At 51.6% G+C, this 20663-nt stretch carries 15 protein-coding genes; 6 read left to right on the top strand and 9 right to left on the bottom strand.

What is annotated here, in order from left to right:
• Positions 1–53 precede the first annotated feature (53 nt).
• A complete protein-coding gene (locus ACY2RQ_RS02935) occupies positions 54–1073 on the top strand; it encodes an ArsR/SmtB family transcription factor (RefSeq protein WP_490111462.1) in 1020 nt (339 codons plus the stop codon).
• A 5-nt stretch (positions 1074–1078) separates the two neighbouring features.
• Complete coding sequence (metK, locus tag ACY2RQ_RS02930; protein WP_490111461.1) at positions 1079–2242, top strand: methionine adenosyltransferase; 1164 nt, start codon at positions 1079–1081, stop codon at positions 2240–2242.
• A 74-nt stretch (positions 2243–2316) separates the two neighbouring features.
• On the opposite strand, the gene ACY2RQ_RS02925 is transcribed toward metK, so the two are convergent.
• Positions 2317–3393: a hypothetical protein gene (locus tag ACY2RQ_RS02925; RefSeq protein WP_490111460.1), complete on the bottom strand. Its 1077-nt coding sequence runs from the start codon at positions 3391–3393 to the stop codon at positions 2317–2319.
• 383 nt (positions 3394–3776) lie between these two features.
• Here ACY2RQ_RS02925 and ahcY point away from each other — a divergent pair, with 383 nt between their 5' ends.
• From ahcY to ACY2RQ_RS02905, 4 genes are all read left to right on the top strand, one after another.
• Complete coding sequence (ahcY, locus tag ACY2RQ_RS02920) at positions 3777–5165, top strand: adenosylhomocysteinase (protein WP_490111459.1); 1389 nt, start codon at positions 3777–3779, stop codon at positions 5163–5165.
• A gap of 119 nt (positions 5166–5284) precedes the next feature.
• A complete protein-coding gene (gene metF, locus ACY2RQ_RS02915) occupies positions 5285–6130 on the top strand; it encodes a methylenetetrahydrofolate reductase [NAD(P)H] (protein WP_490111458.1) in 846 nt (281 codons plus the stop codon).
• A gap of 84 nt (positions 6131–6214) precedes the next feature.
• The gene (locus tag ACY2RQ_RS02910; protein WP_490111457.1) at positions 6215–6949 is read left to right on the top strand and encodes a 16S rRNA (uracil(1498)-N(3))-methyltransferase; all 735 of its coding nucleotides are present in this window, start codon (positions 6215–6217) and stop codon (positions 6947–6949) included.
• Positions 6950–6982: 33 nt separating this feature from the next.
• A complete protein-coding gene (locus tag ACY2RQ_RS02905; RefSeq protein ID WP_490111456.1) occupies positions 6983–7789 on the top strand; it encodes a hypothetical protein in 807 nt (268 codons plus the stop codon).
• Positions 7790–7802: 13 nt separating this feature from the next.
• Here the strand turns inward: ACY2RQ_RS02905 and ACY2RQ_RS02900 are convergent, their stop codons facing one another.
• The 8 genes from ACY2RQ_RS02900 to pilG form a co-directional block, all read right to left on the bottom strand.
• On the bottom strand, positions 7803–8273 hold the full coding sequence (locus ACY2RQ_RS02900) for a chemotaxis protein CheW (RefSeq protein WP_490111455.1): 471 nt from the start codon (positions 8271–8273) through the stop codon (positions 7803–7805).
• Positions 8274–8311: 38 nt separating this feature from the next.
• Complete coding sequence (locus ACY2RQ_RS02895; RefSeq protein ID WP_490111454.1) at positions 8312–9340, bottom strand: chemotaxis protein CheB; 1029 nt, start codon at positions 9338–9340, stop codon at positions 8312–8314.
• Entirely contained in the window at positions 9333–15986 is a 6654-nt protein-coding gene (locus ACY2RQ_RS02890) for a hybrid sensor histidine kinase/response regulator (protein WP_490111453.1), read from the bottom strand. The genes ACY2RQ_RS02895 and ACY2RQ_RS02890 overlap by 8 nt, the downstream gene beginning before the upstream one ends.
• A 53-nt stretch (positions 15987–16039) precedes the next feature.
• Complete coding sequence (locus tag ACY2RQ_RS02885) at positions 16040–16897, bottom strand: CheR family methyltransferase (RefSeq protein WP_490111452.1); 858 nt, start codon at positions 16895–16897, stop codon at positions 16040–16042.
• A gap of 56 nt (positions 16898–16953) precedes the next feature.
• A complete protein-coding gene (locus ACY2RQ_RS02880; RefSeq protein WP_490111451.1) occupies positions 16954–19068 on the bottom strand; it encodes a methyl-accepting chemotaxis protein in 2115 nt (704 codons plus the stop codon).
• 127 nt (positions 19069–19195) lie between these two features.
• A complete protein-coding gene (locus ACY2RQ_RS02875) occupies positions 19196–19741 on the bottom strand; it encodes a chemotaxis protein CheW (protein WP_490111450.1) in 546 nt (181 codons plus the stop codon).
• A 13-nt stretch (positions 19742–19754) separates the two neighbouring features.
• Entirely contained in the window at positions 19755–20123 is a 369-nt protein-coding gene (gene pilH, locus ACY2RQ_RS02870) for a twitching motility response regulator PilH (protein WP_490111449.1), read from the bottom strand.
• 99 nt (positions 20124–20222) lie between these two features.
• Entirely contained in the window at positions 20223–20612 is a 390-nt protein-coding gene (gene pilG / locus ACY2RQ_RS02865) for a twitching motility response regulator PilG (protein WP_490111448.1), read from the bottom strand.
• Positions 20613–20663: the final 51 nt, after the last annotated feature.

The following is a 20663-nucleotide window of genomic DNA, read 5'->3' as shown; positions in this document are numbered from 1 at the left end:
CCTATATCAAAATATTTTGATGCTATTAAGCGTAACTGTTAGACTGCCTCGCTATGACCGCCCCACTCGCGCAGCCTCAAACGGCAGAACACAACTATCAGTTACTGGAACTCGCATCCCTTAACAAAGCTATGGGCGACACTTTGCGCCTGGAGGTTCTGCGCCTGTTGCGTACGGAATCTCTGGGGGTTCTGGAATTGACCCGTATTCTGAATACCCGCCAGTCCGGACTGAGCCACCATCTTAAGGTTCTGGCCAGAGCTGGCCTGGTTTCTACCCGTAGGGAAGGTAACTCCATTTTTTACCGCCGGGCCCTACCGCCAGCGGAATCCGCCTGTGGACGTGTAATAGCGGCCATGTTTGAAGCTATTGACGAAACTCCCCTTGAGTCCATACACAGGGAAAGGCTTCAGGAAATTCGTCAAAGCAGGGCAGAGCAATCCCGGCTGTTCTTTTCCCGCAATATTCAGGCATTCAGAAAACACCAGGAATTGATCGCAGATCACACCCTGTACGCCAATACAGTACTTGAAGTTCTGGCGAAAACAGAACTGCCCGGAAATCACAGTGTGGTGGAAATTGGCCCTGGTGAGGGCGCGTTCCTGCCCGATCTTGCCTCCCGGTTTAAAACAGTTATTGCCCTGGATAACTCCCGGGAAATGCTGGAGCAAGCCCGCAGGTATGCCCGCAAACATAAAATTGCCAATATTGAATATCGCCTGGGAGAGCTTTCATTGCTGGCGGATGAAGGTCTCTCCGTAGACTGCATTGTTGCCAACATGGTTCTGCACCATGTGCCGGCCCCTGCGGCCATCTTCCGGGAAGCGGCTACTTTATTACGACCAGGTGCCAGTCTGTTTATCAGCGAACTCAGCCGTCATGACCAGGAATGGGTACGGGAAACCTGCGGTGATCTGTGGCTTGGGTTCAGTACCCAGGAATTAAGTGGCTGGGCACGGGAAGCCGGCCTCACTGCTGGTGAAGCCCAGTATTTAGGGCTGCGTAACGGCTTTCAAATTCAGGTGCAACGGTTTTACCGACTGCGCCAAAGACAAGGATTATCAGAGGAATAAAAACCATGGCTGAATACTCACTGTTTACCTCAGAGTCTGTTTCCGAAGGTCACCCGGACAAAGTGGCTGACCAGATTTCTGATGCCATTCTGGACGCCATCCTCAAGGATGACCCCAATGCCCGTGTAGCCGTAGAAACCATGGTCAAGACCGGTATGGTTATCGTGGCCGGCGAGGTGCGTACCAACACCTATGTAGATATAGAAGAACTGGTGCGTGATGTCGTGAAAAGCATTGGCTATGACAATGGCGACCTGGGCTTTGATGGTGAAAGCGTTGCGGTTTTGAATGCGATCGGCAAGCAGTCTGTAGACATCGCCATGGGTGTGGACGAAACCGAAAGCCACGAACAGGGCGCAGGCGACCAGGGACTTATGTTTGGGTACGCCACAAACGAAACCGAATCCTTGATGCCCGCTCCCATCTATTACTCCCACAAACTGGTTGAGCGTCAGGCTGATCTGCGCAAGAACAAGACCCTGCCCTGGCTGCGCCCGGATGCCAAGAGCCAGGTTACCCTGCGCTACGGTTCCGACGGCAAGCCCGTTGCCATTGACGCGGTGGTTCTTTCTACCCAGCATGACCCTGAGGTCAGCCTGGAGCAGCTGCGCAGAGAAATTCTGGAAGAAGTGATCAAGCCTGTTCTGCCTGCCGAATGGCTTCATGCAGATACCCAGTATCACATCAACCCCACCGGTAACTTCGTGATCGGTGGACCGGTAGGTGACTGTGGCCTGACCGGACGCAAGATTATCGTGGACACTTATGGCGGCATGGCTCGCCACGGTGGTGGTGCCTTCTCCGGCAAGGATCCCTCCAAGGTTGACCGTTCGGCAGCTTATGCCGGACGCTATGTAGCCAAGAATATCGTAGCCGCAGGTCTGGCCGACCGTTGTGAAATCCAGGTGTCCTACGCCATTGGCGTTGCCGAACCGACCTCCATCAGCGTAAACACTTTCGGAACAGGCAAAATCAGCGATGAAAAGATTGTTGAGCTGGTGCGTGAAAACTTTGACTTGCGTCCTAAAGGCCTGATCGCCATGCTCGACCTGAAACGTCCGATTTATCAGGCAACTGCCGCTTACGGCCACTTTGGCCGGGAAGACCAAGCGTTCACCTGGGAGCTCACCGATAAAGCTGACGCGCTGCGTGTGCAGGCTGGGCTGTAATAAACAGTCTGCAAACCATAAAAAAAGCGGAGCCTTGTGGCTCCGTTTTTTATCTCCACAACTTCTCTCTTAAATCAGTCGTTTTGATCAATAGAGAATTCCTGCTCTGTAATCTTGACAGGAAGTTTCCGGATTGACGGATTTCTCAGAGCTCTGTGAAGGGCAGTCGTGTCCCTCCCGTCAAGCTCAAACGAGTAGACAGAGGAGAACCAAGTGATTGTTGTACCAGAAACCTGGCCTCTGGCAGCCATAAGCAGTATGGCTTCAATCATCATTGGTGTCGGATGCCCCGCAACCTGACCTCCACCTACTCCCAGACCAAAGGGCACTCTATAATTTACAAGACAGTCTTTAATAACTTTTTTGCTTTCTTCCTCATTCTCCGAAACCGGATGAAGATACGCCACCCACTGCCCGGCCGAACCAGTACTGACTATGGATACCCGAAAGAAACCATCAAACGTCCCTTCTTTGCTCAGGCCGCAGACACCTTTGCTTTCTGTTCTCTCCTGACCAGCCAATACCATTTTGAACTTGACGTTAACCGCAACAGCTCCGCCATTCTCATTATTCAGATTGGCAGCAACCATAGGGAAAGTGCTGAACCAGTTTCCAGACATACGGGGCACAGTGTATCCGTCGTCACTGACACCCGTTGATTGCACAGCTCCCTGTGTGGGCAGGTTATTTACCAGATGAAGAAATGCCTTCTGTATACGGGTTTTATAATCGCCCATACGAATAGAACTGACTCCACCTGCATAGGCTTTTTTTACATCATTCATCAGATTACCATCAAAGATGGTGTCTATATCCTGTGGCGAAACCACAGGCTCTTCTCTTTCCTGTTCCTGAACAGGTTTAACCTCACCTGCGTGAGTTACAGTTCTGAAATCACTTGAATCTGAAACACTTGAATCTGAAACACTTGATACTGGTGTTACAACAGTGGGCTGTGTGTGAGTGCTGCCCGGCCTTGTTGTACTTTTTCTGAACATTTTGGTACCGGCTCTCTCTACGATACCTGCCGCGTAAATGCGGCTTTCTTTCTTAGCCACAATCTGAGCACTGCCATTCACGCTGAACATGACACCAAGAACCACGACTAATAGCATGCTGATCAATCTGGCTGTCTGTCGTACTGTTTTCATCCCTGCATTCTCCTTCAGTCTGAGTGTCCGGGAATAGTGATTTTTCCACCCCTGATTTTTTCACCCCTATGGCCTGGTCACGGCCACAGGCTGACCATTAGGACTCTCGTCGTGGTCTATGCCTATGACAGATCTTCACCACAAACATTCCCGTTCACCCTCTGACAGAAGTGTTATTTTCTCTGACCCTTTTAAAGCAGACCCTTTTAAAAGCACTGGGAAAGATAATGGATTATCCCGTTTCGTATTCCAGCGTTTACCAGCACACACAGCTCCACATCTATATCAAAATATTTTGATGCTTTATAAATCAACTGTTAGACTCACGAACATCATCAAAAAACCGGGCATCACCCAGCCTGTCTCAACATAAGAGAAGCAATATGAACGCAGCCAATATTCCGGAATTCAGTGATTACAAAATTGCTGATATAACCCAGGCCGAATGGGGAAAGCGTGAAATTGAAATCGCTGAGTCAGAAATGCCCGCCCTGATGGCCATTCGCCAGCGATACCAGGCTTCCCAGCCCCTGAAAGGTGCCCGCATTATGGGCTGCATTCATATGACCATTCAGACGGCCGTGCTGATCGAAACCCTGATAGCCCTGGGTGCAGAGGTACGCTGGTCTTCCTGTAATATCTTCTCCACCCAGGATCATGCCGCAGCCGCTATCGCTGTCCAAGGTATTCCCGTATTTGCCTGGAAAGGTGAAACAGAAGAAGAGTACGAGTGGTGCCTGGAACGAACTGTTGGTGCTGACGTACCCGGCTGGGCACCCAACCTGATTCTTGATGATGGCGGTGACCTGACTGCCCTGTTGCACGACAAATATCCCCAGCTGCTGGAAAAGAACCACGGTATTTCCGAGGAAACCACCACTGGTGTTCACCGCCTGCTGGAAATGCTGGAAGAGGGTTCCCTCAAGGTCCCGGCTATCAACGTGAATGACGCTATAACCAAAAGCAAGAACGACAACAAGTACGGCTGCCGTCACTCCCTCAACGATGCTATCAAGCGTGCTACAGATCATCTTCTGGCTGGCAAGAAAGCACTGATTGTTGGTTATGGTGATGTGGGTAAGGGTTCTGCGGCGTCACTGCGCCAGGAAGGGATGATTGTCCGGGTTACCGAAATCGACCCTATCTGTGCCATGCAGGCATGTATGGATGGCTTTGAAGTCGTATCTCCCTACATCAATGGTGTAAACACAGGTGATGACAACAGCGTAAATAAAGAGCTGCTGGGAACCACTGACCTTGTTGTGACCACCACAGGCAATGTTCATGTCTGTGACAGCACCATGCTGCGTCACCTGAAGAAGGGTTGTGTGGTCAGCAATATCGGTCACTTCGATACAGAAATCGACACAGCCTACATGCGTGAAAACTGGCGCTGGGAAGAGATCAAGCCCCAGGTGCACAAGATTTACCGCAGCGACAACAACAGCGATCACCTCCTGCTTCTGTCTGAAGGCCGCCTGGTGAACCTGGGTAACGCTACAGGTCACCCGTCACGCATTATGGATGGTTCTTTTGCCAACCAGGTTCTGGCCCAGATTCACCTGTTTGAAGGTAAGTTCGCTGATCTGCCCGCAGACGAAAAGAAAGACGCTCTCTATGTTGATATTCTACCCAAGAAACTGGACGAAGAAGTGGCCAGATACATGGTACAGGGCTTTGGTGGTGTAATTACCCGCCTGACTGGAGAGCAGTCCAACTATATCAAGGTGCCTGTGGATGGCCCCTATAAAACTGACGACTACAAATACTAAACCCGTCTGTACCGGAGTGCTCCAACACACTCCGGTACCGGTACGCTCGATAATATTAAAAACGAATAAAACAAATATCAGGAGAACGGGTACGGCCAAAAATGCTGGCCCGACCAATTATGACTGCAGTCAGTTTTGAGTTTTTCCCGACCCAGACTGAGGAAGGGGCTAACAAGTTAAAAGTTCACGCCGGAAAACTTGCAACGGCCAATCCCGAGTTTTTCTCTGTTACCTATGGCGCAGGGGGGTCTACCCGTGACCGCACACGGAACACTCTGCTGCTTACCAGGGAAGCCACCAGCCTCCCTATTATGCCCCACCTGGCCTGTGTTGGTGATAACAAAGACCATATTCGCTCTCTGCTTAAGGACTATCAGTCCCTTGGCATCAACAGAATTATTGCCCTGCGGGGCGACCTGCCATCGGGTATGGGGCGCTTTGACCGTTCTGATTTCCAGTATGCCTGCCAGTTGGTGGAATTTATTCGTGAAGCAACAGGTGACCACTTCCATATTGAGATAGCCGCTTATCCGGAAGTCCATCCCCAGGCTGCCTCAATGGATTCCGACCTGGATAATTTCCGTCGCAAGGTAGAAGCCGGGGCTAATTCCGCCATCACCCAGTACTTCTTTAATGCCGACAGCTACTTCTACTTTATGGATCGCGTTGCGGCCATGGGCATAGATGTTCCTGTTGTTCCCGGCATTATGCCCATCACCAATTACATGAGACTGGCTCGCTTCTCCGATGCCTGTGGCGCGGAACTGCCCCGCTGGCTGCGCAGACAACTGGAAGCATACGGCGATGACAGCGCCAGCATTCGCCAGTTTGGAGAAGAAGTTGTTACCCGCCTTTGCGAACGGCTGATTAGCTTTGGTGTTCCATCACTTCACTTCTACACCCTGAACCAGTCCACGCCTTCTCTGGCCATTCTGAAAAATCTGGGTCTTTATCCCGGGAAGTAACCTCCATTATCAATGGGTCTGGACATTCCTCCCGGCCCATCCGTTACAATAGCCGTTTCTATCCTCTCATATCCCATACACTGCATGCGCAATCCCAGAATCTTTGTTCCTGTTTCTTTTCAGGCCTATCAGCCTATTGACCTTCCGGAATCCGCCGCTAACCATGTTGGCCGTGTCCTGCGCATGAAAGCCAGTGATCCGTTGATTCTGTTTAATGGTAAGGGTGGATTCTGGCAGGCCCGGGTCAGTGAAGTGACCAGGAAAAAGGTTCAGGTTGTTCCCCTGGAGTTCTGTAATGCAGACCGGGAATCCCCTCTGAAGATATTCCTCGGCCAGACCCTGAGCCGGGGAGAACGCATGGATTATGCCATTCAAAAAGCGGTGGAGTGCGGCGTTACAGAAATCACGCCCCTGTTTACCGAACGCTGCGAAGTCAAATTTAACAGCGACAGGCAGGATAAGCGCCTGCGCCACTGGCAACAGGTAATTATAAGCGCCTGTGAGCAGTGCGGCAGAAATATTGTGCCGGTTATTCACCCGCCCCAACACATAAATGAATGGCTGGAAAACCGTACAACCAATCTCAATTTTGTGCTTCACCATCGTACAGAAAAAACACTGACAGGTTACCAAACACCAGAATCTGTCTCTTTGCTTGTCGGTCCGGAAGGTGGTTTGAGTGCAGATGAAATCGCCCTGGCTGAACAGAAAAAATTTCATTCACTTACACTGGGTCCTCGGGTTTTAAGAACCGAAACAGCGCCCGTGGCAGCTCTCAGCCTTTTACAATATCTCTGGGGTGACTGGCAGGAATCATAAGGCCAACTACACTGCCTCGCCATGAAATGTCTATTGCTTACCGTTCTTACACTGTTTGCGTTACTGCCTATCGCCTCAAGCGCAAACATGCTGCCGGTTCACCCTTTGTGCATTCATAAACTGGTGAACCAGCAGGCAACAGGAAAGGCTTCAAAAACACTCCTTGACCTCGCCTCCTGCCAGGCCCGCTATAGGGATGAACCGGTACAGACCTCTGGCCTATGGCAGGCTACATGGAACAACATGCACTCGGAAGACAGCTCGGAAAGCAGAAATCTCCCGACATTCATACACTACCAGATCATAGGGCAGCTGCAGGACAAACATACCCTTATCAACTACACAGAAAACAGCGGGGGAACCGGAATTTTTACCTATGCACTTCTGATACAGGGTCTGCCACTGGCTACAAACCTTTCCCACGATGTAAATATCAAAGTCGTGAAACAGATTCCAGGAGGAGACCGTTGCCATGGTGGTATTCAGGAAATTGCCATTACTGCACCGGACCAATTTCAGATAACAAGAAAAATCACAGCCCTGGGATTAATGCAGTATGGTCAGGAAGAAGAAGTATCCCAGCAGGCGGCAAGCGAGCTACCTGATTGCGCTATCTGTTGCATTGGCTCAATAACTGAGGGCCACACACTGTCAGGGGGCAAAAAACTTGTCAAAGCAACCCTGGACAACCTTACGGGCAAAAGCGGAAACGCTGGCACAGTCTGCCTGAAGAAAATCCTTCCGGAGATATCTCCACCCCAGTTTATACTGACCCAGAAACAACTCACTGAGATGCAACAGTCATTTAAGAAAGACTGCAGTCAGCAGAAGTCTTTTTAAATGAACAGCCTTTTTAAAGTTCAAGCAGACGTCTTTCAATCTGATCCAGGTCAGGAATCACAGCCTGAATACCTGTCGCCTGAATCTGACATTTTTCAACTTTACCAATGCCTTGTTCAGCTTTCTTGAGTCTGCTGATATCTGTCCCAGACACCCTGAGGGTGCTGGGTATTCCCTGCAGAGGAATGGCGTAGAACCGCAGGCTGCTGTCTTCCGAAACACAGTTGATAACCGCAATCCGCGCATAAGCAGATTTGCCCATATTGGCAGATGATGAATCCTTGTCATTCAGGCGCTCAAAAGAGATCAGCGGGATAGACTGACTTCGCCAGGAAATCTCTCCCATATGCCAGTCCGGCGTACCTTTCACAACCTGTGGAGTTAAGAAGGGTATTAATTCGGCAACAACACTGCCCGGGATCAGTAATTTCTCATTAATGACCGGAACCAGCATGGCTGTGATCTGTCGGTTATCTTGTGCCATCGTCTTTACTATTCTCTTCTCAAAACCAGCAAACGACCCTAGGAAGTAGCTGTGGATACCTGTTCTCGTTCACGGTTTATTATTTTTACCAGTTTGCCAGCCAGCTCCTGGGGGCTACCACAGAAACTATCAAACCCTTCATCAATAATGGCTTCCGGCATCAGGCTGCTGGCACAGGTTTCCGGGCTTTGCACCCAGACTGGCCGCCCATGGGATTTGTAAATCGCAGCTTCTCTGCAACCATCCCTCCCCATACCGGAAAAAATAATTGTACCGCTGGTATCAGGCCAGGTTTTTCTGACGGTTTCCATCACCTCATCAATATTGGGGCAATAGGAGCCGCTCCACGGAGTATCCAAAAGATGCAGGCGATGCTTGCTGTCAAACTCAACTTTCTGTTCAACAGGAGCCAGCAGTATATCACCATCATTCAACACTAATCCGGGGCTGGCACTGACCATACTGAAATCACTGTGCCTGGCTACGGTGGACATCAGCACTGACTCAAACTCCCGGTCAATATGCTGGGCATAAACAAATGCGCAGGGAAAGTTCTGGGGAAGAGCGTCGAGAAACAGCTTCACAGCATTGGGGCCGCCAAGGGAAGCCCCAAGCACCCAGACATGTTCGGCGGGTTTACTACTGGTGCGTTTATCTGGCTGACGGGACGATTTTATTGGCCAGGACACAACCCGCTGGCTCTTATCCTGATCAACAGGTGTTTCCGGTTCCCGGAACGGCTCCAGCTTACCGATCAGACGTCGCTGCCAGCGCTTGAATTCAATAGAGGATGTACTGCTTTCCGGCAGGCCAATGTTATAGAAAACCGGCACCCGGGGATATTCGGCGAGGTGATCCAGTAACTGATCATTGTCGTCTTCGTTATCTAAATCAACAATCCAGACTTTCACCATGGGAGATTCCAGCAAACCAGGGCGATAGCCCTCCGGTGGTATATTGGCAACAACGACAAAACCCTGCTCTTCCAGGGTCTGTCGCAACCGCTGCCGGACAAGAGCCCGGTCAGCGATAATGCCTATTCCTGCACGGTTTGGCTTATCAATCATGGCGTTTTGCAAAACTACCTATGGTTTCCAGCAGGGGACCTTCCTGGAAAGGCTTACCAAGATATTCATTTACACCGATTTCCTTAGCCCGCTGACGGTGCTTCTCACCGGTCCGGGAAGTAATCATGATAATGGGTATATGTTTCAGTTCCGGGTTATTTCGTACAGCTGTGGCAACTTCAAAACCATCCATACGGGGCATTTCAATATCCAGCAGCATAACCGCAGGGCGATGCTCCTGGAGCAGGGCCATGGCTTCTACACCATCCCGGGCAAAGAGTATGCTGTAACCATTCCGCTTCAGCAGACGGCCAGTTACCTTCCGTACCGTTACTGAGTCATCCACCACCATAACAAGATTGTTTTCCTGCTCAGCCACTGTTTCCTGTGCGGACTGAACTGCAACATCAAGACTCTGCCGTACACCCTGGCCGAAGGACAGGCCTACCGGATCAAGAATCACAACAACACGACCATCACCCAGTATTGTCGCGCCGGTAACCCCTCGAACACCGGCAAACTGAGCGCCAAGACTTTTTACAACGATTTCCCGGCTGGCCACCAAGCTGTCTACATGAATAGCCACACCACTGTCACCGGAGCGAATCAGCAGAACCGGCAGCTCATGGTTTATACCATCCAGACGGGGCTTACTGTTATGGAGCAGATCGCCCAGATAACGCAGCTGGTAATGACGGCCAGCGTATTCAAGTCCCTGATCGTCTGAACGGTAATGTTTCTCCAGTTCAAACGGGCTGAGACGTACAATACCTTCAAGTGTATTCAGGGGAATCGCGAACTGTTCCTCACCAAGGTTAACCAGCAATGCCCGGTTAACAGAGAGAGTAAAGGGCAGACGGATTTCAAACTCGGTTCCCTTGCCTTCCGTTGTACTGATGTCAATATGGCCACCCAGCTGCTTAAGCTCGCTGTTCACCACATCCATACCCACACCACGACCGGAAATCTGGGTCACGTTCTTGGCTGTGGTAAAGCCGGGCTGGAAGATCATGCGGGACACTTCCGCATCAGGGACTTCTGCACCTTTGGCTATCAGGCCACGTTCAACAGCCTTGCCACGAACTGCATCCAGATCAAGACCACGGCCATCATCCGCCAGGGAAAGAACAATTTCACCACCTTCACGGGCAAGGTTCAGACTGATTTCACCTATCTCGTTTTTGCCCTGGGCCACACGCTGGGCCGGAATATCTTCGATACCATGGTCGATGGCGTTACGGAGCATATGTTCAAGGGGGGCCACCATGCGTTCCATCACCGAACGATCCATTTCCCCTTCCGCATTCACAACTTTCAGCTCAACCTGCTTACCCAGTTCCGAAGACACTTGCCGTACGATTCGTCGCAGGCGAGGAACCAGACGGTTAAACGGCAACATGCGGGTACGCATCAGGCCTTCCTGAAGCTCGGTATTGATACGGGACTGTTGCAGAAGCAGGGTTTCTGAATCCCGGTTCTTGTCTTCCAGAGCTTCCTTAAGATCCGCAAGGTCAGTGGCTGATTCCACAAGTGCCCGGGACAACTGGGTCAGTTCCGAATACTGGTCCATTTCCAGGGGGTCAAAATCGGGATGGCTGGTCACTTCACCTTCGTGACGGGACAGAATCTGCGCCTGGGTTTCTATATCAAGACGACGCAGCTGTTCCTGCAGACGATCAATGGTCGTATGCATTTCATTCAGGGTGTAACTGAAATCACTGATCTGCTGTTCAATCCGGGCACGGGAAATACTGGTTTCACCGGCAAGGTTCACCAGCTGATCCAGCAAATCCGCAGGTACACGCACCATTTCCCGGTCTGCGAGATGAATATTGGCGCTGGCGGCTTTCTGTAGCAGCTCGCTGGCAGGAGCCTGTATACGTTCAACAGCCTCAACTTCCACACCAGGGAAACTGACAACATTACCGCCCTGTTCATGTTTTTCAACAGGAAGTTCTGGCTGACTTTCAACTGCCTGGGAATCAGCTTCCGTCTCCTGGCCAAAGGAGTCCACAACGGCATCAAAGCTGTGCTGAATCTTCCCAACCATGGACGCAAAGGCGCTGATATCTCCCACCTGCGGGTTACCGGACTCCTGCAGAGCCTGCACCTGTACCTCAAATTCATGGCTGATTTCACCCAGCTCAGCCAGACCGGCCATACGGGCGCTGCCCTTCAGGGTATGCAGGGCACGCATTAACTGCGCCGGACATTCCGGATTCCCCGGTTCCTGCCCCCAGGTAGCAATCTGGCTTTCAACCTGTTCCAGCAGGTCAGTGGCTTCTTCCCTGAAGATGGCGAACATCTCCGGGTCAATATCATCAATATTATCTGTGTAATCAGAAACGGATACCGTTTCCGGCACCTCTACAGGTTCAACACTGACAACTGTATCACCAGCAGATTCAGTAATATCTTTTTCCTGCTGATCCGCCTGTGCCATAACCGCGCGAATATCACTGCACAGCTTGTCTGCGGGTACACAATCCCGATTGGAGCGGATAGATCCCAGCATTTCTTCAAGGGTATCGTGGCCGCGCAGAAGAAGATTAATCAGGTCATTGGATGCCCGCAGGCGTCCGAGGCCCAGAGCTTCGTAAATATCTTCCAGCTCATGGCTGAGATCACTGATTTCAGAAATACCAACCATCAACGCGCCACCCTTGATGGTGTGCAGATAGCGCTGAAGTTCCATCAGAATGCTCAGGTCGGAATGTTTATCCAGCCAGCGATAAAGGGCAGACGACGCTGTATCCAGATTATCCATTGCCTCATCAAGGAAAATGGCAACGAGTTCCGGATCATGGTCATCATCAACAACGGTTACTTCAGGCTGCGGCTGCTCAATAGCTGTTTCCTCGGCAGCGACTTCTTCAACGACAATCTCTTCAACAACAGCAACAGGTGTTTCTGCTACCGGAGAATTTTCCGTCAGAGATTCCGCAACATCTTCAACAATATCTTCCGCTGCATCATGGACGTCATCCAGGGAAGGCTCGGCTTCAAGCTCTTCCGTCAACGACTGCAGACGTGCAAGTACATCTTCTGAAGCTGTCGGCAATTGCTGGCCGGCCATCTCATCCAGCATATTCACCAACTGGTCCTGACCGGCAATCAGAGTTTCAACAGCCTCACCAGATGCTGGCTGGCCTTTATGGACCAAAGCCTGATAAGTCACCGACAGCTGCTCACCCAGCTCAGCCACCACATCCAGTTCTATCTGTCGAGCATCATCAACCAGTTCCTGCAGTCCACTTTGCAGGGACACCAGCAACTCTCCGCCCGGGTTTCTGTCCCAGGCCATAAGCCCCGGCGTTGCGTCCAGCACAAGGTTCATATGTTCAGCCAGGAAGCTGGACATGGATTGCTGGGCGGACCCCTGCTCTTCTTCCGGCCTTTCAAGCTCAGCCGTGCACTGTTCAAGCAGGGCAAGAACTTCAGCGATAAGTTCCGAGCTGCCTTCCAGTTCTACCAGGGTATTGGAGGAGGAACCGGAAACCTGGTCCAGTCCCTGCTCAACCATCAGGCTGGCACGGGCAAGAATGCTGACAAATTGTTCACCGGCCTCAACCCCCAGAGAACGAAACTCTTTCGCAGTATGCTCAAGCTCATCGGCCAGCACCGCAATTGCGGTAATGCCCGCCATAGCCGCGCTGCCTTTCAGAGTGTGCAGCGCTCTTTGCAGATCATCACTGATAGCCAGGGTGCCATCAGCTTCATTAAATTTTTCAACGTAATCATTAACAACCTGAAGATGAGACCGGCCTTCCTTGCAGAAAATAGACACAAGCTCAGTATCAACCGGAAGCGCTGGCATTTCTTCAGGCTCTGCTTCAACTTCTGCTGACTGTTCAATTTCCGGTGTTGGCTCAGCAGTCACAGGCTCAGGAACTTCACCACCACGGGAGTAAGCATCGGCTCCATCCATGTATGTCTGCACGGTATCCGTAATTTTCTGCGTACCGGCAGAATATTCGTTCACCAGTTCAGGCAACAGAGTAATGACCTTTTCCACAAGACTGACCATGGCATCATGGCCTTCAGTGGCACCGTCAATAACGCGATTGAGCATATTCTCAACAGACCAGGCCAGCTCGCCTATTACTGTCGCGCCAACCATACGGCCGCTGCCCTTCAGGGTATGGAAGCCACGGCGAAATTCTTTCAGGGCTTCCTGATCTTCACGGTTAGCCTGCCAGCGGGGGAAGTAATCCAATAGAACTTCCCGCACTTCTCCGGCTTCTTCCACGAAAATATCAATCAGCTCCTGGTCATTGTCGTCTTCATCTTCTTCAAGGACCATCTGAGCCACAGGCTCTTCAATAGCAAACTCTTCAATAGCAGGCTCTGGCTGAGAACTCTCTTCGATAGGAGTCAGGTTTTCAAGGTTGAGATCATCAGGAATGATTTCCTCTTCAGCAACAGGAGCCGCTTCTTCTATTTCAGAGAAATCTTCAAGATTGATATCTTCCAGCGTGATTTCAATCTCTTCTTCGACTGATCCCTGCTCAGCAACAACGCTTTCTTCAGCTGAAGCCTCTTCAACGGTGACCTCTGTATCCAGATCAAGAAGCTCAAGATCCAAGTCCAGATCAATCTCGATTTCGTCTTCTTCAACGTCTGCAGCTATAGCTTCAGTATCGGAAGATAACTCGATATTGATTTCTTCAGCCGGCTCCTCCGCAATATCTTCCAGAGAAAATTCAACGGGAGTGTTTTCAGCCTCGTCAGATTCCAGATCATCCAGCTCAAGAACAATCTCTTCCTCATCGCCTTCAGAGCCTTTGGGATCAACCTCAATATCTGCCAGATCAGTATCAAGCTCCGCGTCAACATCAACGTCAAGCTCATGTTCGGGTTCGATCTCCAGAACAATATCCAGCTCTGGTTCTGCAGGTTCTTCAGCAGCGCTTTCAGTTGCTAGAAGTTTACCCAGACTCTCTTCCGCCATATCCAGAATGGATATGCTCTGCTCGTCGGACTCATCACCCAGACGCTCAAGGTAGTATTCTGCTCCGGCAAGAACATCCGCCAGCTGCTCCAGATTGCTCCACTCAGGTTCTCTGGCAGCGGGTTCCAGCAGTGTGGAAATATAATCACTGGCAGACTTCATCAACCCGGCTACACGGGGCTGGCCAATAATTTCCAGACTGCCATATACGGAGTTAAGAACTTCAGGAACAGGAGTCAGACAGTTCTTATCCCACTTGGAAGCGACAAAATCGACAATGCTCTCTTTGGCCTGTTCCAGTCCTGAGCAGGCCTCCTGGATAACCGCCCGACGACCACTGTGGAAATCAGCCGGGGCATCTTCCTTTTCACGGACGACCGCACTGGGCTCATTGACCATGCCGCTGAGGGTGGCCTCCACATAGAGCAAACTGCCAGCCACATCCATCAGCTGGTTATCATCACGGCTCTGGTTATTCACCATGGACGATAGAGTATCGATCTGCTCCAGAATGATTTTCCGGGGAACACCAAGGCCAAGCACTGCCAAAGTATCCGCAACCTGCCGTAAGACGACCAGTTGCGCAGACAGTGTTTCAAGAGCATCACCGGCGTTGCGGACATAAAGATCCAAAGCATCCTTCACCGTCATCAGTTCTTCGGAAAGAGCCTTAACAACAGTGGACATGGCCTCCTGATCCGGGCCATTCAGGCGCTGGCGCTCACGATCCAGGGTTTCGTCATCAACCAGCGCTTCACTCAACTTGTAGCGTTCACGGACAGCGCTGGTGACCGGATCAGCGTTTTCGCTGCCGGCTACGTAATACAGAATATTTTTCAGCAGATCATCGGGCAGGGGCTGGTTAAACGCCATCGCACCGTTGGAAATCAGGCCCTGCAGAACCTGGTCAATCTGGCGGAACAGGTTTCTGACCGTGGGACTGTTATACACCTCGCCGGATACCATAGTCAGCATCAGGGCATGGGCCACAGGCCAGAGATCAAAAACCGGAAGTTCTTTACTCAGGGATTCCATGCGACTGAATACCTTGGTGAGGTATTCTTGATTGGACTTCTCCGCCGGGGATTTAAAAAAGCCAACCAGGGCAAACTGATACATCTGCCGTAGTTTTTTCAGCAACTGAACCAGAGAATCATTATTCAGCTGTTCAAGGGGATTGGTTTCCACTGGCGGGGTTAAAGACGACAGATCCGGGCTGAACAGAGAGGTTTCCGACAACAGGTGTTCGCCACGGGCACTGCGCAGGTCATTTAGTATCGGCAGTATCACCAGGGGAATATCACAGCGACCGACCTGAATCTGCTCAAGATAAGACGGCAGTTGCAGAATAGCCTGCATCAGCACTTCCAGGGCTTCACTCTGGCCCGGCAGGGTTTCATCCAGCAGGGCACGGGTCAGGCTTTCCATTTCCTCCGCAAGCAGAGCCGCCCCATAGAACTCCACCATTTCCAGGGTGCCATGTACCTGATGGATATAGTTCTGGCAGAACCTCAGACGGGTGTCGTCCTGGGGATTGTCAACATAAGCCTCAAGAGACTGGCGGGCCTGAGCGAGGGTATCGGTAATTTCCCCACGCACCCAATCCAGAGCGATCCAGTCCTGGGACTGAGTGCCATGTCCTGACTGGCTGGACTCCATTGGATTGCGCCCACCGTGATCGCGGCGATCCCCCATAATCTCTCCTGTCCATCGTGGTTCTCACCACGACTGTTCTGTTTATTCTGTGTTCAGCGCTTACGCCGGATAAAAGCCAGCGTCTCAGTGCTGCCTGCCAGTTCCAGCTCGGGGTGCTGCCAGTTGGTTATTTCCCCAGGCCCGATGACCAGCAGCCCCCCCTGCGCAAGGCGCTCGACAAGCTGCTCCAAAATGGCTATCCGTCGCCAGCGGCGGAAATAGATCAACAGGTTCTGGCAAAAAATCAGATCCATATTGCGCATCGGAGACCGATTGAGATTCAAAACATTCACCCGGGAGAAGCACACCCGTTCACTCAGCCGTTCTGTCACCTGTACCTTGCCGTTACCACAGGGGCGGAAAAAGCGTTCCTGAAGCACCGGGTCCAGCTGGAATATACGGCGCTCGTCATAAATCCCCTGACGGGCTTGTGCTAAAGCTTCCAGGCTGATATCCGTGGCCGTTACGCCAAACCGAATAAGCCGGTTAAAGGTGCTGACTTTCTGACTGATCAGCATGGCCAGAGTCCAGGCTTCCTCACCACTGGAACAACCCACGCTCCAGGCTTCAATAGAGCGTTTATCCGGGTTTTTGAGGAGAGTATCAAGATGTTTGCTGACCAGATCACAGGAGGACGGGTGACGGAAAAAACGGGTTTCCCTCACCGTCAGGTTTTCAACAAGCGCGGTCCATTCCATATGGGCCGAAGGCTCATTGACCAGCTCCAGATACCGATCGTAATTATCCATGCCATGCTCACGCATACGCCGACCAAGGCCAGCCTGCAGAATAGAGCGACGCTGCCAGCTGAAATGATTACCGGTCCGCTCCTCCAGTAGGGTCTGCCAGCGATTAAACTGCTCCCGGGTCATATCTGGCAATGGATGACTAATCCATGTTGGCATCGGCATGATACTGACTCCTCAGGAGGGTTCCGCTGCGTCAGGCAGCGAAACCCCAGACCCCGTTATACTTCTTTTGTTGCCTGTTCAGTGTCCGGTTCCAGACCAATTTCCACAACCTCTTTAACCGGCTCATGGTCGTCCAGCTCCGGCAGCTTAAAGCCGGACACGGACTCACGCATGTCACTGGCCATTTCTGCCAGGTTACCGATTGAACGGGCTGTTGCGTTGGTACCGGCCGATGTCTGGGTGGTAATCTCCTGGATTACGTTCATCGTATTGGAGATGTGGCCAGCAGACGAAGACTGCTGACGGGCTGCGTTGGAGATGTTCGAGATAAGGTTCGAAAGACTCTTCGATACGGACTCAATCTCTTCCAGAGAAACACCCGCGTCCTGGGCCAGACTGGCACCACGTACCACTTCGGTGGTGGTCATCTCCATGGAGATTACCGCTTCGTTGGTATCGGTCTGGATGGTCTTAACCAGTCCCTCAATCTGCTTGGTTGCCGCAGATGCACGTTCCGCAAGGCGCTGTACTTCGTCCGCAACCACTGCGAAGCCTCGACCCGCGTCCCCGGCCATGGATGCCTGGATAGCGGCGTTAAGTGCGAGGATGTTGGTCTGGTCGGCAATGTCGTTAATCAGAGATACGATATCACCGATCTCCTGGGAAGATTCACCCAGTCGCTTGATTCGCTTCGAGGTATCCTGAATCTGCTCACGGATAGTATCCATGCCGGTAATGGTGTTGTGTACAACCTCATTACCCTTGTTCGCCAGATCTACCGAACGTTCCGCAACCGACGCGGATTCTACGGCGTTAGCGGATACCTGGTCGATGGACACCGCCATCTCGTTTACAGCGGCGGAAGCTCCGGCAATTTCCTGGGCCTGGTGCTCGGCAGCTTCGGCCAGGTGGTGAGCGGTGTTCTGGGTTTCGTCCGCAGCACCTGCTACCGATACCGCAGTCTGGTTGATGGTTTCTACCAGAGTACGCAGCTGTTCAATAGAGAAGTTAATGGAGTCGGCTATCGCACCGGTAAAGTCTTCGGTTACCGTCGCGTTTACGGTCAGGTCACCATCCGCAAGGTCCGCCAGTTCGTCCAGCAGTCGCAGGATCGCAGACTGGTTGGCTTCGTTGCTCGCAGCGGTTTCTTCCAAACGAACCCGGGCGTCACGAACCATAGCGCCACCAATCAGCAGTACCGTAACCAGAGCCAGGATACCGGGGACAATCGCCGTGTATTCGTTACCCTGAATAATACTCCGTTCAGACGCCAGGTTTTCAAAAGAGTTGGCCAGATTGGTAGCATCACCCAGAAGCTCTACGGAGTCGGTAAAGATATGGTCAGAAGCTTCACGTACCAGGAACAGTTCAGGGGATGTTTCCAGAATCTCGTCTACAGAGCCGGATACAAAGGCGAACAGGTCGGAGATTTCGGTAAGAAGGTCGATAACCTCTTCATCGGCCACCTTGTCGATACCCATGGCCAGATTACCTTCCAGCATGCCATCAAGTACCCGTCCAAACAGCTTGGCGTCACGACCAAAGCTATCTGCCGCCATTACAGCGTTCTCGCCACCTTCCAGTACACGACCAATGCTGTTTACGATACGCTCCGCACGCAGGGACTGCTCCTGGGCGATAACCACCTGATCTGCAGGAGCTTTGTTTTCCAGCAGGATTTGTACGACTTCGTCGTATTCAACCTGCAGCTGGGGAATGGTTTCCGCCAGAGTCGCGGCTACATCGTGAAGGGCCAGTACGGTTTCTTCGTTACTGATAATGTTATCGGCATGACCCTTTACACGGTTCCAGGTTTCGGTCAGATCGACCATATGGGATTCAACAATACCTGGCTGGGATGATGCGGGGGGCAGCCCCATCTTCGCATCACCACCTTCAAGAATGTTGTAACGGCGCTGGAATTCATCCCGACCGGACTGCAGCAACGCGAAGGCTTCTTCCTTACCGGACACAGCTTCCGAGGCGTTTTTTGCGATCTGCTCTGAGAGAACCCGCAATTCACCAGCATTGGCAATATATTCTTTATCGTGTGTTGCCTGCTTGTTGATGTACCAGAAAGCACCAACCATCGCGACCAGGGCAACAATAAGTAAGACAAACAGGGCCCCTGTTACCCTGCCCGTTCCTGTTCCTGACTCGTTAACTTTCATTGTTTCACTGGCTCCCGCTAGCCGCGATATTCCCTGTTTTATTATTTTGAAAATGTCGCAGCCCTATTCCCTCAGCTAAACGACATATCCCGCTCATTTCTTATGCAGCCCGTTGCCCTTTCAGGCCTCAGGCAACGGCACTGCCCGGTGACACCTGCAGGAACCGGTCGCTCTTTGCCAGAGCCTGAAGGCTGAATACCAGGTATTCAGCCTCCCTCCAGTAACTGCCAGCCATACAGAAGCGGAGGCTTTCCGGTACAGTGGCCGGAATGTTGTTGCGATAACGTTCCACTTCGAAGTGCTGCATACCCAGGACTTCATCCACTACCAGGCCACAGAACAGTTCACCCTGCTCGATCACCAAAACCCGCTGTTCGCCTTCCGGCGTACCATCGAGACCAAGAAAACTCCCCAGATCTATCAGCGGCAACAGCCGCCCCCGAACATTGGCGACACCATTCACCCAGGGGTAAACACCTGGAATCTGGGTCAGCGTATCCGGCAGATGAAGAATCTCCTGCACTTCATCCAGGGGCGACACATAACGCTGCCCGCGAAGGATAAAACCAACACCATTCCAGTAATTTTTAACGTCATCCTGGGCCGGCAAACCTGCTGCGTAACGTCTGGCACGCTGGTCATAATCCAGCAACAGATCAAAAGGTGCTTTCATAGTCTGGCTACCGTTAAGCCGCAGCCATCAGGCCGCGAAGGGTTTCCATCAGAACACTTTCATCAATCGGCTTGGTGAGATAACCCTTGGCACCCTGGCGCTCTCCCCAGACACGGTCCGTTTCCTGATCCTTGGTGGTGACAATAATCACCGGAATATCCTTTGTTTCCGCGTCCCGGCTCAACTGCCGGGTAGCCTGGAATCCATTCAGACCAGGCATAACAATATCCATCAGCACAGCATCTGGCTTTTCGGCACGGCACAAGGCCACACCATCAGCGCCATTGTCCGCTTTTAGAACTTCACAACCATTTTTGGTCAGAAACTTTTCCAGAATCGCTGTTTCTGTTGGCGAATCATCAACAATTAATATCCGAGTCATAATTACCCCTACTAATGCAATGGCCTGCCTGAAAGCTCAACATGCAGGCCGCCGAATACTTTTATCTAGCTGAACGTCCGTAACCGTATACAGATGCAATCATGCGACTTCCGGCGCATATTCACGAATAGCGTCCAGCAGCTCATCTTTACTGAAGGGCTTGGTCAGATATTCATCCGAACCAACAATTCGCCCCTTGGCCTTATCAAACAGACCATCCTTACTGGACAGCATAATCACCGGGGTACTTTTGAAATGGGTGTTATTTTTGATAAGGGCACAGGTCTGATAGCCATCCAGGCGCGGCATCATAATGTCCACAAAGATTACATGTGGTTCATTGTCTGCGATTTTTGCCAGAGCGTCGAAACCGTCTATAGCGGTGATGACTTCACAACCAGCTTTCTTTAAAAGGGTTTCAGCAGTGCGCCGGATGGTCTTGCTATCGTCAATGATCATCACCCGGAGATTTGCGAAATTATCACTCATAATTCTTATAACCTTCTCCAAAAGGGTGCCCGTTATCTCTGCCAGTGCGTA

The organism is Parendozoicomonas sp. 209JJ7-1, from assembly GCF_058147085.1.
This window is presented reverse-complemented; position numbering and strand designations above follow the sequence as displayed.